This window comes from Streptomyces sp. NPDC052773 (genome assembly GCF_044547145.1).
In the GTDB taxonomy this organism is placed as follows: Bacteria; Actinomycetota; Actinomycetes; order Streptomycetales; family Streptomycetaceae; genus Streptomyces.
This window is the reverse complement of the sequence record NZ_JBITZX010000003.1, coordinates 274,251-288,734: the sequence shown is the minus strand read 5'-3', so window position 1 is coordinate 288,734 and position 14,484 is coordinate 274,251. Positions and strand designations below refer to the sequence as shown.

The following is a 14,484-nucleotide window of genomic DNA, read 5'->3' as shown; positions in this document are numbered from 1 at the left end:
ACGGCCCCGCAGTAGGATGATCCGACCCCCGGTGTAGCCCGGCACCGGGGCCGGATTTGCTGAGGAGTTGCGTGCCCGTGCCTGCCCGCCGGCTTCCCTCGTGGGCCTGGGTGACCGGTCTGACCACCGGGGCGATAGCGGTGGTCGCCGTCCTCGCGGTCCAGGCCACCGACGGCACCCGCCCGGTCGCCACGGCGAAGACCCCGACCCCGTCGGCCACGGCGACCGCGAAGCCCAAACCCACGGCGACGGCCCCCACCGCCGTACCCGACGACTCCGGCACCGGCCGCCGTATCGTCTACTCCCTCTCCCAGGACCGGGTCTGGCTGATCGACGCGAGCGACAGCCCCCGCCGCACGTTCCCCGTCTGGCCGGGCACGGTCGACCCCGACCCGGGCACCTACACGGTCGGCACCCGCTCCGAGCCCGTCACCACCGGCTCCGACGGCGTCCGCATCCAGCACATCGTCTACTTCGCCGCCAAGTCCGGCGTGAACATCGCCTTCTCCCACGCGGTCGACGGCTCCTCCCCACCCCCCGCCGCCTCCGGCACCCAGACCGGCGGCATCCGCACGAAGAAACCGGACGGCACGGCACTGTGGGCGTTCGCGACGACGGGGACGACAGTGCGGGTGGTGAAGTAGCCCGGCAGGCCTCCTTCTCCGCCAGGGCGTGCGTCACGGTCTGCGGTTGATCAACTTGGGTGCTTCCGTGGCAAACTGGCTGTCGGCGTACTCGTACGCTTCATGGAACTCGGCAGCCGGACGGGGGACGGACACGGTGTCGTGGGATGAGGAGTGGGCGCAGCTCAAGGCTGATGCCCTCGCGCGGCAACAGCAGTCGCAGCAGATGCAGTTGAACCAGCTGCCCGCCGAGAAGGGCGGACCGGTCACGGGTCCGGGCGGCTCAGGAGACGGCTTCGCCGCGAACGCGGCCTCCATCGACGGTAGTTCACACCTGCTCGTCGAGATCGCCGGTGTCCTCTATGAAGGCCGCATGGACGGCGAAAACGCGACGATGTGCCGTGCTCCCCGGTCGCACCCCGACGTGTCCTCGAACGTCGAGACGTTCGCCCGGTACGCCAAGGACCAGTACACCGACACGGTCGTACTCCTGGCGGCACTGGCCGGCAAGCTGAGGTCGGCGAACGGAACGTACGCGCGGTACGACGACGATGTCCGCGGGAAGCTGGACTCCGTCCTGACGTCCGGGCGTTTCATAGAAGCCGGGGACCGGTGACCCGCTGTGGCCTACCGCAAGGATGTGGAGTTCCTGGAGGACGCCAACCCCGCGCTGATCGCGCTCAGCGCCTCGGAGTTCACGCGTCTGCACAAGCTGATCGGAACCACCGACGACGCCTTCCGCAAGGCGGTCGGGGTCGACTGGCAGAGCGAGGCACGTGATCTGTACGTCAAGCGGCTCCGTGAGGCCAAGGAGATCGCCGACGCGCTGTCGGATGCCTTCCGCAGGGTGGGAAACGCCCTGACGTCGTACGCGGACGCGGTCACCACGGCCAAAAGCCACTACAGGAGCGGCAAGGCCACCGAGGGCAAACTGTCTGAGGTGATCTCCAGAGAGGCGACCGCCATCACGCCGACCGCGCGGGCCGCGGAACCTCTGCGGCAGTGGGAGGATCTTCGGGGCACCACCGGCGTCCTGGACTGGTTCGCGGAGCTGGGTGTCGACATCGACGCGATCCGCGAGGACGCCGAGCGTTACTACGACCAGACCAAGGGCCACTACGCGGACGCCCTGCGCGTGGAGTCCGAGGCGCGCGAGAAGTGCGTCGCCGACATCAAGTCGGCCTACCGGTCTCTTCCCGACTTCCAGAGCCCCCTGGCCGACCCAGGGCAGTTCCTGAAGAACCTGGCGCCGCTGCGGACCGAGGCCCACCAGGCAGGCTCCAACCCCTACGCCCAGCTTCCGGGAGCCGGCCCGAAGGTCGACGACATCCCCACCACGGGCCCGAAGGTCGTCATCAACGAGACTCTGTCACGGATCCAGACCCGCATCGACAGCCTTCCGGAGGCGGAAGGGAACAACTACTGGCTGTGGTCCGATTCGGACGACAGCCGTCGGCAGTACATCTCTGCCAACAAGGCGATCATCAAGGCCGCCGCGCACGACGCAGGGCTGCCGCCCGAGATGGTCGCCGGCATCGCCTGGCAGGAGGTCGAGGGCGACCCCGGCTGGCTCGACGACGCCGCGTACGAGGGACGCAAGATCATTCCCGGAAGGGAGGATCCCGACCGTACCTCGATGGGCCCGCTGTCCATCCAGGTGCGCCGTGCCGCCGAGGTTCTCGGTTACGACCCGCACAACCTCACCGAGATGCAGCGGAGCATCGTAGTGGACGCCATCAAGGATCCGGCCCAGAACATCTTCATCGCCTCCGAGTACCTCGCCCAGCTCAAGGCGGAGAGCGGCTTCGCGCACGTACCGCCGGAGCAGATGACCCGCGCGCAGATGCAGGAGCTGGCCGCCCGCTACAACGGCGGCCCCTACTACGAGGACCCGGGCGCCCAGGGATACGGCCGGGGCTTCGACCGGAGGCTGGACCAGGCGAAGGAGGCGCTGAAGTGAGCCCGGGCAGCAAGGCGACGGCCGACGTCCGCGAGGGCCGGCCGTCGAAGTTCTCCGACTGGTTCGGAACCGGCGTGTGCGCGGTGGTTCTCGCTCTGGCGACGCTGGTGACGGGCTATGTCGTGCTCACGGCCTACGTGGTGGAGCCAGATGGCCCGTGGGACTCCCAGGCTGTCACCAACTCCAGGTTCGCGGCCGGTATCGGCTTGGCCTTCTGCGTGGTGATGGCCATGCTGATCTGGGTTTTCGTCAAGGCCGAGTGGCTGCGGAGATGGTGGTACGGCATCCCCGTGGTGCTGGCCGTCGCCGCTCTGCTGCGACTCACCGTGCTGGCCCCCCAGCTCTGACGTCCGTCGCGCTGCCGAGCCGAGGAGACGTGAGCCTCAAGGATGCATCCGCGCCCCCTTGAGCACCTTGTCCACGGCGTTGCGCGGCCCGTACACGGCGAGGCCCACCAGGTCCAGCTGGTCCTTCGGGACGGCCCGCACGGCGGCGCGGTTGTCGCGGTCGTTGCCGGTGGTGAAGAGGTCGGAGGTGAAGACGGCGCGGGGCAGCGCGCGGGAGAGGGCCCGGCCGTGGGCGGCGGTCAGGACTTCCTTCGGCCCCTCCAGCACCAGCACGGGCTGGCGGAACATCGGCAGGTACGGGGTGCCGTCGGCGTCGGCGTACGGCTCGCCGATCACCTCGGGGATCTCCGTGCCGAGCCCGCTGACCAGGAACGCGGTCACGTTGAGCCGCTGCCAGGGGGCGAGGTCGTCACGCAGCAGGACGGCGATCTTGGTGTCGAAACGTACGGGCGTGCTCTCGGTGCTCTCGGTGCTCATGCCCTTGAGCCTGCCGCCCGCGCCGCGCGGCGGTCTTGTACGTTCCTTGCATGGTCGGACGGCCGGAGATCACGGCGTGGCGCCCGCGCGTACCGGGCGTCGTGGAGGTCTTCCACGCCCACTTCACCGAGCACGCCTACCCCATGCACGTCCACGACGTGTGGACGCTGCTGATCGTCGACGACGGCGCGGTGCGCTACGACCTGAACCGCCGCGAGCACGGCACCCCGCACGACACGGTCTCCCTGCTGCCGCCCCAGGTCCCGCACAACGGCGAGCCCGCCACCGCGCACGGCTTCCGCAAGCGGGTGCTCTACCTGGACCTGACCCAGCTGGACGAGACCTTCATCGGCCCGGCGGCGGACGCCCCGGACATGGCCGATCCGCTGCTGCGCCGACGGGTGGCCCAGTTGCACGCGGCGCTCGCGCACCCCGGGGAGGAACTGGAGGCGGAGAGCCGGCTGACGCTGATCACCGAGCGCCTGCGCGGCGCCCTCCGCCCCCGCCTGGCGAAGGACACCCCGCCGCCGGCCCGGGGCGTGGCCCACGACCTCCGCGACCTCCTGGACGACCGCCTGCGCACCGGGGTGACCCTGAACGAGGCGGCGGAGCTGGTCCACGCCCATCCCGCGCACCTCGTCCGCTCGTTCAGCTCGGCGTACGGCATCGCGCCCCACCAGTACCTGACGGCCCGCCGTGTCGAGCGCGCCCGGCGCCTGCTGCTGGACGGGCGCCGCCCGGCGGAGGTGGCGACCGAGGTCGGCTTCCACGACCAGGCCCATCTGACCCGTCACTTCAAGCGCCTGGTGGGCACGACACCGGGGCGCTACGCGTCCCGTCCCGCCCCCGGCAGGTGATTGACGACGAGGACCACGCCGCTGAGGAGGAAGATCCGGGTGGCGGCGTCGAGGCCGTTCCAGTCCCCGGACTGCCACATGGCGAACCACTCGCCGCCGATCCCGATGAACCCGACCCCGAACAGCAGCATGACCATCAGCAGCCCGTAGGTGGACAGGCGCTTCCCCTGAGGCTGCCGCCCGCGGGCCCAGAACCAGGTTCCGGCGATCAGCACCAGCGCGGACAGCGTCTCCCAGACGATGATCGCGACGTACGCCGCGTTCTGGAGCCCTTCGCTGGTGATGGCCCGCCACATCAGGTCCTCGTCCTTGAACGTCGTGTCCATGGCGAGCACATGCTGGACGAACGCCTGGTTGGTCCCGAAGTCCGTGATGTTCCCGAAGGCGACCAGCGCCATGTACAGCGCGACGGTTCCGGTGAGCAGGGTGGCGGCGAGGGAGAGAGGGCCGCGTGAGGTTGTGGTGGACATGGCGCCCATCTTGCCCGGCGCTCCGACGTGGTCCACCGGGAATGAGTCAAACACCGGGGCAGGCCCGACTTGAGGCCCGATCACGCCCTCGGATACCGGACCAGCCACGCGGGCGAGGCGCCCGCCGGGCTGTGCAGCGCCGGTCCCTGGGTCATCTCCATGGCGAAGTCGTCGGCGAGTTCGAGGATCGTCGGGCGGCCCTCGATCTCGGCGATCCAGGCCGGGGGGAGCGCCGTCTCCCCGTGGAGGGCGCCGAGGAGGCCGCCGGCGAGGGCGGCGGTGGCGGCGGAGGGGCCGCCGTGGTTCGCGGCGAGGCGCAGACCGTGCCGTACGTCCTCGCCGACGAGGGAGCAGTAGACGGCGGCGGACACGACACCCTCGGCCGCGCCGTCCCCGGCCAGTTCCTCCACCCTCCCGGGCGTCGGTATCCCCTGCCGTACGGCTCCCAGTGCCTGCTGCAACGCGACCGACACCGGTTCGTGCCCCGGCCGCGCCGCGAGCATCGCCAGCGCCCGTTGCACGGCACCGTCCAGGCTGTCGCCGCGGGCCAGCCCGTGGACGACGACGGCGTACGCGCCGGCGGCGAGGTAGGCGGTGGGATGGCCGTGGCTCTGCGCCGCGCACTCCACCGCGAGCTGGATCACCAGCTGCGGCTCCCAGCCGACGAGCAGTCCGAACGGTGCGGAACGGGCGGCTGCCTCGGGTCCGGCCTCACCGGGATTCTTGGGCGCCTCCAGGGTGCCCATCGTGGCGTCCCCGAACCCGATCAGCAGGGAGCGGGTCGGGCCGCGGCGGGCGTACAGCCACTCCTCGCGGGCCAGCCAGCCGTCGTCCTCGCGCCGCTCGTCCGGCCCCCAGTCCCGCTGCGTGGCCGCCCAGCGCAGATACGCCCGGTGCAGATCGGTCGGCGGGTGCCAGGCGCCCGTGTCGCGGCGGACCTGGGCGCGTATCAGCCCGTCCACGCTGAACAGGGTGAGCTGGGTGAGATGCGTGACGGCGCCGCGCCGCCCGTACGCGGGCGCGAGATCCACGATGCCTTCCGGCCCGTAGGCCTCCCGTATCTCCTCGATCCCGAGCCCGTCGACCGGGGCGCCCAGCGCGTCCCCGACGGCAACGCCCAGCAGCGTGCCCCGCACCCTGCTCCGGAAGTCCTGCTGCTCGGCCCGCCCCCAGACGGGCCCGGCTGTCGTACCCACCTAGACCTCCCGGAGAACCGTCCGCTCGTACGACGCCTGCACTGTAATCGAACGGGAACGGTCGGTTCAGGACGTGATTCGGCGGCTTTCAGCCGTACCGGGTGGCATCGCAGACGTAGACGCACGCGTGCCGAGGTGCAGGCGGGAAGCCGATGAAGCCGCGCCGTAACTCCACCATCCCCCCTCATCCGTGATCGATCCGCAACCAATTCCGGTCTTGACCGAGACCCATCAACCGGACATGTGATTACGCTCCCCCACATGCCCGACCCCACCCCCTCGGCGCCCGGCACCCCGGCGCCCGGCACCCCGGCGCCCGGCACCCCGGCGCCCGACACCACCACGCGCGGCACCCCGGCGCACAACCCCCCGCCGCACACCTCCCCGCGGCAGCCCTCCCCGCCGCACCCGGCTCCCGAGCGCCGCCCGGTCTACGTCATCGGTGGCGGACCCGGAGGCCTGGCCGCCGCGTACGCGCTGCGCGCGCGGGGCATACAGGCCGTGGTGCTGGAGAAGTCCGACCGCGTCGGCGCCTCCTGGCGGCGCCACTACGACCGGCTCCGGCTCCACACCACCCGCCGCCTGTCCAGCCTGCCCGGACTCCCGATGCCACGCCGCTTCGGCCGCTGGGTCTCCCGCGACAACGTGGTGCGGTACCTGGAGAAGTACGCCGAGCACCACCGGCTGGACGTCGTCACCGGCGTCGAGGTCTCCAGGATCGAACGCTCCCCCGACGGCACCGGCTGGCTGCTGCACGCCACCGGCGGCCGGCAGCTGACCGGCGCCGCGGTCGTCGTCGCCACCGGCCACAACCACACCCCGCGCGTCCCGGACTGGCCCGGCCTCGCCGATTACACCGGCGACTTCCGCCACGCCCGCGACTACCGCGACCCCGCGCCCTACGCCGGCCGTGACGTCCTCGTCGTCGGCGTCGGCAACACCGGCGCCGAGATCGCCGTCGACCTGGTCGAGGGCGGGGCCGCGCGGGTACGGCTGGCCGTGCGCACCGCCCCGCACATCGTGCGCCGCTCCACCGCAGGCTGGGCCGCCCAGTACAACGGCATCCTGATCCGCCGTCTCCCGGTCCGCCTGGTCGACGCACTGGCCCGGCCGCTGGCCCGGCTCAGCGTGCCCGACCTGTCGGCGTACGGCCTGCCCCGCCCCGACACCGGCCTCTACAGCCGGGCCCGCGCGGGCGCGATCCCCGTCCAGGACGTCGGGCTCATCGACGCGGTCCGCCGGGGCCGGGTCGAGATCGTCGCCGCGGTGGACTCCTTCGACGGCGACAAGGTCGTCCTCGCCGACGGGGACCGCGTCGAGCCGGACGCGGTGATCGCGGCCACCGGGTACGTCCGGGCGCTGGAGGGCCTGGTCGGCCACCTCGATGTGCTCGACGAGCGCGGACGGCCGGTCGTCCACGGGCCGCGCACCCCGCGCCAGGCACCCGGGCTGTTCTTCACCGGGTTCACCAATCCCATCAGCGGCATGCTCCGGGAGCTGGCGATCGACGCGGAGCGGATCGCGAAGGCGGTGGCCCGGGGGTTCGGGGAGAGGGTGGCGCGGTTGCCGGAGTGAGCGGCCCGCCACGCGAACGAGCCGGGGCGGCAAGCACACTGACGCCCGGTCAGTTCGCCGGCTGCCGCCCCGTCATCGCCCACGGCTGACCCACCCGGGGCGGTGACCGGGTCAGCCGCGGGCGAGGAGACGCAGGGCCGGGGAGTCCAGGTGCGGGAGCGTACGTCCCGGCCGTCCGTACAACCCCAGGGGTCCCCCGGGTGTCCAGTACATGACCGGACGGCCAACCGTCCGGTCCCGTCCTTCCTGCCCCACCAAGGAGACCCCGTGCGTCAGCACACCCGCCGCGCCGCGGCCGTCGCGACCGCCGTCGCGATCGCCGCCGCCGTGCCCGCCGTCCTCGCCCCCATGGCTCACGCGGAGGAGGCCGTGCCCGACCTGTCGGTCTCGACGCTGTCCGGCCTGCCCTTCAAGCCCGGCGACGTGTACGAGGACACCGTCACCCTCACCAACCACGGCACGGCTCCCGCGGACGGCGTCTCCTTCCAGGTCCGGCTGACGCGCGGCCTGGACTTCCCGGAGCCCGTCAAGGGCTGCACGTACACCACCGACGAGCAGCGGGTGCGCACGGCGCTGTGCGAGCTGGACACGGTGATCCAGCCCGGCGCCACCTTCACCACGCCCGTCCGTTTCAAGGCGCTGCCGCACGCGCTGATGGAGGCCGTCGAGTACGGCACCTCCCGCACCGGCGAGGCCCCGAGCGGCGGCTTCGACCAGGCCTACCAGCGCCTGGCGATGACCGCCGACAGCTCGGCCGACGTCGTCGCGGTCGGCGACCGGGCCGAGGCCGCCCCGGGCGAGACGGTGACCGTGCGGGCCACCCTGCGCAACGACGGCCCGGGCTGGGTCCAGGACCAGGTGAGCGACAACCTGCCGGGCCTCGTGGTGCGGATCCCGGCGGGCACGACCGCCGTCGAGGTGCCCGCGGACTGCTCGACGTTCGGCATCGACGGCCCGAGCGGCCCCGCGAAGCCGGGCAAGTCCGCGTACGTGTGCAGGCCGAAGGACGCCTCCCTCGACGTCGACGAGACGCACACCTGGTCCTTCACGCTGAAGGTGAAGGAGGGCGCGAAGGACACCAAGGGCGAGGTGCGGGCCAGTTCGGTCTACGACATCACGCCGGAGTACGACGAGAAGCTCGCCAACAACACCGCCTACCTGCGCGTCGACGTGACCGGCGACGACGGTTCCGGCACCTCGGGCGGCTCGGGCTCCACCGGCGGCTCCACGAACGGCTCGACCAGCGGTTCCTCGGGCGGCAACGAACCGGACGGCCAGTCCACGGGCGGCACGGGCACGACCGGCTCCACCGGGTCGACGGGGACCGGCGGCTCCGCCACCGGGACCGCGGGCGCCACCGGAACCTCCGGCACGACCGGCACGAACGGCGCCACCACGGGCGGCAACCTGGCGGCCACCGGCTCCGACGGCACCCCGCTCCTCGCGGGCGCAGCAGCCGCCGCGGCCGGGATCGGCGGACTGCTGGTCCTCGCCGTACGCCGCCGCCGGGCGGGCGCCGAGTCCGCCTGACACCCGCCCCGTTCCCGGAATCCGGCTCAGGCCGCCGCGATTCCCGCGGTCCGGCTCAGGCCGCCGCGATTCCGCTGTCCCGGCTCAGGCCGCCGCGAGTGAGCGGTCCCGGCTCAGGCCGCCGCGAGTGACGCGGTGGCCTGGGCCGGCCGGCGCCGGATCACCAGCGCCATCAGCGCAGCCGCCGCGCACAGCGCGCCGGACGCGTACCAGACCACGTCGTAGCTGCCGAAGACGTCCCGGGCGACACCGCCGAGGAAGGCGACCAGGGCGGCACCGACCTGGTGCGAGGCCAGCACCCAGCCGAACACGATCGCGCTGTCCTCGCCGTAGTGCTCCCGGCACAGGGCGACGGTCGGCGGGACGGTGGCGACCCAGTCCAGGCCGTAGAAGACGATGAAGAAGATCATCGGCGGGTGCACGGACGGGGCCAGCAGCATCGGCAGGAAGAGCAGCGAGACACCGCGCAGGGCGTAGTAGACCGCGAGCAGCCGGCGCGCGTCGAAGCGGTCGGTGAACCAGCCCGAGGCGATCGTGCCGACCACGTCGAAGACGCCGATGACCGCGAGCAGCGAGGCGGCGGCGGTGACGGGCATGCCGTGGTCGTGGGCGGCGGGCACGAAGTGGGTCTGGACCAGGCCGTTGGTGGACGCCCCGCAGATCGCGAAGGTGCCGGCCAGCAGCCAGAACGGGCCGGTCCGGGCCGCCCGGAAGAGCACGGTGACCGCGCGGCGCGCGGCCCCCGGCACCGGCGCGGGCTTGGGCACGAACTCCTTCGCGCCGTACGGCTTCAGGCCCACGTCGGCCGGGTGGTCGCGCAGCAGCAGCCAGACGAACGGGACGACGACGAGGGCGGCGAGGGCGACGGTCACGGCGGCCGGACGCCACTGGTGCTTGTCGACGATCCGGGCCAGCAGCGGCAGGAAGATCAGCTGCCCGGAGGCGGACGCGGCGGTGAGGATGCCCGTCACCAGGCCGCGCCGCTCGGTGAACCAGCGGTTGGTGACCGTCGCGGCGAACGCCAGCGCCATCGAGCCGCTGCCCAGGCCGACCAGCAGACCCCAGCACAGCAGCAACTGCCAGGCCGCCGTCATCCACACGGTGAGCCCCGAGCCCAGCGCGATCACCACGAGCGCGCACGCGACGACCCGCCGGATGCCGAAGCGGTCCATCAGGGCCGCCGCGAACGGCGCTGTGAGGCCATAGAGGGCGAGGTTGACGGAGACGGCCGCGCCGATGGTGCCGCGCGACCAGCCGTACTCCTGGTGCAGCGGGTCGATGAGCAGACCCGGCAGCGAGCGGAAGGCGGCGGCGCCGATGATCGTCACGAAGGTGACGGCGGCGACGAACCAGGCACGGTGGATACGGCGGCGGGTGCGGGCGGGACGCGGTCCCTTCCGGGCGTGGGCGACGGCGGTCGCATCGGTTGTCTGGGTCACGTCATAGAGCTTCCTGCCCGGTCCCGCCGCGAACGAGTGGCCCGAGGGACAGCATTCGCTAGGATCGGGCCATGACCCGAGAGCCGAGCCGTGACCGGAGCGGTGTGCTGAGCCGTGACCGGAGCGGGGTGCCGGGCCGTGACCCGAGCGGTGTGCCGGGCGGGGACCCGGACTTCCGTCCGCACCGCGTCGTCGTCCTCGCCCTCGACGGGCTGCTCCCCTTCGAGCTGGGCATCCCGCACCGCATCTTCGGCCGCCCGAAGGACACCCGGGGGCGGCACCTCTACGAGGTCGTCACCTGCTCGGTGCGCCCGCCGGGTCCGGTGGAGACGGACGCGGACTTCGCCATCCACGTCGCGCACGGCCCGGAGGCGCTGGCCACCGCCGACACCGTGATCGTCCCGGCGTCGTACGAACTCGGCCCGGTCCACGAAGAGGGCGTGCTCACCGAGGAGTTGGCCGCCGCCCTCGCCCACATCCGGCCCGGCACCCGGCTCGCCTCCATCTGCACCGGCGTGTACGTCCTGGCCGCCGCCGGCTACCTCGACGGCCGCCCGGCGACCACCCACTGGGCCGACGCCGAGCGCCTCCAGCGGATGTTCCCCAAGGTGAAGGTCGACGCGGACGTCCTGTTCATCGACGACGGCGACGTGCTGACCTCCGCCGGGGTCGCGGCCGGCATCGACCTGTGCCTGCACATCGTGCGCCGCGACCACGGCACGGCCGTCGCCAACGACGTGGCCCGGCGCACGGTCGTCCCGCCGCACCGCGACGGCGGGCAGGCGCAGTACATCCAGCGCCCGGTGCCCGACCCGCAGCAGGCCACCACGACCACGGCCCGCGCGTGGGCGCTCGGCCGCCTCCACGAGCCGATCCAGCTGCGGGACATGGCCGAGCAGGAGGCCATGTCGGTCCGCACCTTCACCCGCCGCTTCCGCGAGGAGACCGGCGTCAGCCCCGGCCAGTGGCTCACCCAGCAGCGCGTCGAACGCGCCCGGTACCTGCTGGAGTCCACCGACCTCTCGGTCGACCAGGTCGCCCGCGACGCGGGTTTCGGCACCGCCCAGTCCATGCGCCAGCACCTACAGGCCGCCCTGGGCGTCACCCCCACCGCATACCGCCGGACCTTCCGCGCGGCGACCGAGACGGCCGGGGGCAGGGGAGGCACGGTCGGCACCGGAGTCACCAACAGTGCCCGGGTCGGCAGGAGCTGACAGACCATCACTGTCCGAGGCGCCCACGCCCCCGCCATACGCCGCCCCACCCCGCTCCGCCACCGTACGCCGCTCCAGCCGCCCCTCCCCCCAGGCACCCACCACCACCAGCACCGCCGTCAGCCCGACCCCGGCCAAGATCGCGGTGTCCGGAGTCGTCACCTTGAGCAGCGCGCCCGCCGCCGAGCCGGTGACGGCGTATCCGGCGGAGGCCGCCGCGTACATCACGGAGTAGCCCGCGGCCAGCGCACTCGCCGGCAGGTTCTCCTGGAGGGCCAGGTTCCGGGTGACGACCGCGCCGGCCTGGAGGACGCCCGCGAGGGCCAGCACGACCGCGATGCCCACGGCGCTCGGTATCAGCGCGATCAGCACCGCGCACCCCGACACCCCGCACATCAGCACCACGCTGCGGGTGCGCAGCCGCCCGGGCCAGGACCGTATGCCGTACAGGAACGCGCCCACCGCCGAGCCGAGTGCGAACCCGCTGAGCAGCGGCCCCGACCAGCCGACGCCGATCGCCCGGTGTTCGAGCAGGGCGGGCAGCAGGAGTTCGGCGAGGGCCAGCAGGGCGATGCTGGCGGCGCCCGTGACGTACACCGGCCATGCCCCGGCGAGCAGCCGCAGCATCGCCCGGCCCGGCGTGGTGGTCTCGCCGGCCTCCCAGCCGTCGGGCAGCAACCACAGTCCACCGGCCGCGGCCACCAGCAGCACGGCGGCGAGCAGCGGCGGCACCCGGGGTGCCCAGCCCAGCGCCAGTCCGGTGACCGCGGCCGGGGCGACCGCCCAGATCCCGGACATGAGCATCGATTCGAGGGACAGGGCCTGGGCGACGGCGTGCCGGGGGGCCAGCCGCCCCGTCAGCAGGGAGCGCAGTCCGCCGGCCGAGGCGGCGGGCGCTGCCCCGGCGAGAAACGCGCATCCGGCCAGCACCCCCGCGTGCGCTCCCGGCATCAGCCCGAGCCCGGCGAACCCGACGGCGCCGGCGAGGAACCCGGCGCTCATCTGCCGCCGGGCCCGCTTCGGCCGTAACCGCATGCCGAGCAGCGGCGCCCCGACGATCTCGCCGAGCACATAGGCCGCCGCGAGGAGTGCGCCCAGCGCGTATCCGCCGGGTCGTTCCCGGACGAGGAACACCGCGGCGAGCGGGGCCATGGCCACCGGCATCCGGGCGGCCACGGCGACGAGGGACCAGGTCAGCACGGGCCGGGTGGCGAGATCGCGATAGGTCATGCGGCTGACGCTAGGGCCCGGCACCGACAACACCCCACCGGTTTTCCGCCCCCTGTGGATAACCGCGGCCAACCACCCCGCACCTGAACCCCAGTTCGAGCCGGAAGAGGCCAGAGCCGAGATCTCGAAAAGTTGTCCACAGCCTGTGGACAAATAAATCGTGGCTGAAGTCCGGCTGGCGGCGCGAGCGCGCCCGCCCCGAGCACGGCACCCCGCGCCGCCATCCGGCCCCGGCGCACCTTCCCCCGCTCTCGGCTTCTCCCCTTGAGCGGAGGCCCCCCACCGGCTCCCCGTGGCCCTGAGGAAACCGACGCCGGTTCACGACCCACACTCGCCGAGGGCTTCCGGCACCGGAGCCCTCGACGTCCCCTCGCGGCGAATCGCTGAACACAAGCGTGATCAAACGGACACGAGCCGTCAACACCCACTAGGGGATTTATTACTAACGTCCGCTTTGGTAGAGGCGCGCACGGAAGCACGTCCCGGCGCACCGCCCCACCCCTCCACACGGTCCGCCGGATCACCGTGCGCCCGTGCCCCCGCGGCGTCACACCGCTTCGTACGCCAGCTTCTCGCACGCCTGGTACGCCGCCGCGCCGCCCTCCGGACGGGCGCCCGTGGCCGCGTGAGAGGCGTCACGGCGGTCCAGTTCGCACCAGATGCGCTTGCCGGCGCCCTCCCGGTTCCAGCCCCAGCGGTCGGCGAGTCCGTCGACGAGCGCGAGGCCCCGGCCGCCGGTCTCGTCGCCGTCGGTCCAGCGCGGCACCGGTGCGCGGGTGCTGCCGTCGGTGACCTCCAGGCGGACCGTCGCCTCCTCGGCGGGAGCCTGGGGCAGGCACAGCCGCAGCACGGCCGGACGGCCGGTGTGCACCACTGCGTTGGTGACCAGTTCGGAGACGATAAGGATCAGGGTCTCGGCCAGCGGTTCGTCGGCCGCTATCGCGGACCCGGCGAGCCGCGCGCGTGCCCACCTCCGCGCCCGCCCCACTTCAGCGGGGTCGGGCCGGATCTCCAGCTGCACTTGAAGCACCTGCACCGCTCACACCATCCGAACCGATGGACACCGAGGCTCGCGCCTCACGAGGGCCACGATCGTAGCCATTTTCTGCATGACCAGAACAACGACCAGGAGCAAGGGTCACGGAACGTGAATCCCTTGCAGGACAGCTTCGTTGACGTACCGTCACCCCAACAAGCGCTTCGGGCATATTCCCGCGCGAAGGAGTACCCGTGCGGCATACTGTGCGACCCTCGCCGCACCGAGTCGAACAGCCGGAATGCGGCGCGTCCCCCACAAGGTACCGGAGGGGGCCCACGACCCCGGGACGCGACAAGTGCCGCGCGGGACACGGCCCGACGTCAACGCTGAGTGACCCTAAGGCGCCACGATCCGTGACATTCCCGGAGGCGGAAGCGGCCCGTCCTCCACGCTTCTCACGACACCCCAGCCCAGCGCGGTCCGGCCCGCACCGGACAGCCGGTTGGCCAGGTCGGCACCCCCCTCACTCTCCGTGCGCCATCCCCCACGCTGAGCGCGCAACGGGGCGCGTTCCGGCGGCAGTCGGG

At 72.6% G+C, this 14,484-nt stretch carries 13 protein-coding genes; 8 read left to right on the top strand and 5 right to left on the bottom strand.

Features of this window, described 5'->3' with window-relative positions; all coding sequences use genetic code 11:
• The first annotated feature begins 71 nt into the window (after positions 1-71).
• From ACIG0D_RS09265 to ACIG0D_RS09250, 4 genes are all read left to right on the top strand, one after another.
• Complete coding sequence (locus ACIG0D_RS09265; protein ID WP_399797629.1) at positions 72-644, top strand: hypothetical protein; 573 nt, start codon at positions 72-74, stop codon at positions 642-644.
• Between the two features lie 136 nt (positions 645-780).
• Entirely contained in the window at positions 781-1,239 is a 459-nt protein-coding gene (locus tag ACIG0D_RS09260; protein ID WP_399797627.1) for a hypothetical protein, read from the top strand.
• 6 nt (positions 1,240-1,245) lie between these two features.
• The gene (locus ACIG0D_RS09255; RefSeq protein WP_399797624.1) at positions 1,246-2,583 is read left to right on the top strand and encodes a hypothetical protein; all 1,338 of its coding nucleotides are present in this window, start codon (positions 1,246-1,248) and stop codon (positions 2,581-2,583) included.
• Entirely contained in the window at positions 2,580-2,930 is a 351-nt protein-coding gene (locus ACIG0D_RS09250) for a hypothetical protein (protein ID WP_399797622.1), read from the top strand. Before ACIG0D_RS09255 ends, ACIG0D_RS09250 begins: the two co-directional genes overlap by 4 nt.
• A gap of 36 nt (positions 2,931-2,966) precedes the next feature.
• Here the strand turns inward: ACIG0D_RS09250 and ACIG0D_RS09245 are convergent, their stop codons facing one another.
• Positions 2,967-3,407, bottom strand: a complete 441-nt coding sequence (locus tag ACIG0D_RS09245; RefSeq protein ID WP_399797619.1) for a DUF2000 family protein — start codon at positions 3,405-3,407, stop codon at positions 2,967-2,969.
• Positions 3,408-3,457: 50 nt separating this feature from the next.
• On the opposite strand from ACIG0D_RS09245, the gene ACIG0D_RS09240 reads away from it, so the two are divergent.
• Positions 3,458-4,264, top strand: coding sequence for an AraC family transcriptional regulator (locus tag ACIG0D_RS09240; RefSeq protein WP_399797616.1), 807 nt, complete (start codon positions 3,458-3,460; stop codon positions 4,262-4,264).
• Here the strand turns inward: ACIG0D_RS09240 and ACIG0D_RS09235 are convergent.
• Both ACIG0D_RS09235 and ACIG0D_RS09230 read right to left on the bottom strand, forming a co-directional pair.
• Positions 4,234-4,734 carry a DUF2165 domain-containing protein gene (locus ACIG0D_RS09235; RefSeq protein WP_399797613.1) on the bottom strand — a complete coding sequence of 167 codons (501 nt, stop codon included), beginning with the start codon at positions 4,732-4,734 and terminating at the stop codon, positions 4,234-4,236. The two genes, ACIG0D_RS09240 and ACIG0D_RS09235, sit on opposite strands and share 31 nt — an antisense overlap.
• Before the next feature lie 80 nt (positions 4,735-4,814).
• On the bottom strand, positions 4,815-5,930 hold the full coding sequence (locus ACIG0D_RS09230) for an ADP-ribosylglycohydrolase family protein (RefSeq protein WP_399797611.1): 1,116 nt from the start codon (positions 5,928-5,930) through the stop codon (positions 4,815-4,817).
• Between the two features lie 261 nt (positions 5,931-6,191).
• On the opposite strand from ACIG0D_RS09230, the gene ACIG0D_RS09225 reads away from it, so the two are divergent.
• Together ACIG0D_RS09225 and ACIG0D_RS09220 are read left to right on the top strand one after the other, a co-directional pair.
• Positions 6,192-7,505 carry an NAD(P)-binding domain-containing protein gene (locus ACIG0D_RS09225; RefSeq protein ID WP_399797609.1) on the top strand — a complete coding sequence of 438 codons (1,314 nt, stop codon included), beginning with the start codon at positions 6,192-6,194 and terminating at the stop codon, positions 7,503-7,505.
• A gap of 267 nt (positions 7,506-7,772) precedes the next feature.
• Positions 7,773-9,035: an LPXTG cell wall anchor domain-containing protein gene (locus tag ACIG0D_RS09220; protein ID WP_399797606.1), complete on the top strand. Its 1,263-nt coding sequence runs from the start codon at positions 7,773-7,775 to the stop codon at positions 9,033-9,035.
• Positions 9,036-9,148: 113 nt separating this feature from the next.
• Here the strand turns inward: ACIG0D_RS09220 and ACIG0D_RS09215 are convergent, their stop codons facing one another.
• Positions 9,149-10,474, bottom strand: a complete 1,326-nt coding sequence (locus ACIG0D_RS09215; RefSeq protein ID WP_399797603.1) for an MFS transporter — start codon at positions 10,472-10,474, stop codon at positions 9,149-9,151.
• Positions 10,475-10,545: 71 nt separating this feature from the next.
• Between ACIG0D_RS09215 and ACIG0D_RS09210 the strand changes: the two genes are divergently transcribed.
• Positions 10,546-11,688 (top strand): GlxA family transcriptional regulator, encoded by a 1,143-nt coding sequence (locus tag ACIG0D_RS09210; RefSeq protein WP_399797601.1) that lies wholly within the window; start codon positions 10,546-10,548, stop codon positions 11,686-11,688.
• A gap of 1,777 nt (positions 11,689-13,465) precedes the next feature.
• On the opposite strand, the gene ACIG0D_RS09205 is transcribed toward ACIG0D_RS09210, so the two are convergent.
• Entirely contained in the window at positions 13,466-13,939 is a 474-nt protein-coding gene (locus tag ACIG0D_RS09205; protein WP_399798178.1) for an ATP-binding protein, read from the bottom strand.
• Positions 13,940-14,484: the final 545 nt, after the last annotated feature.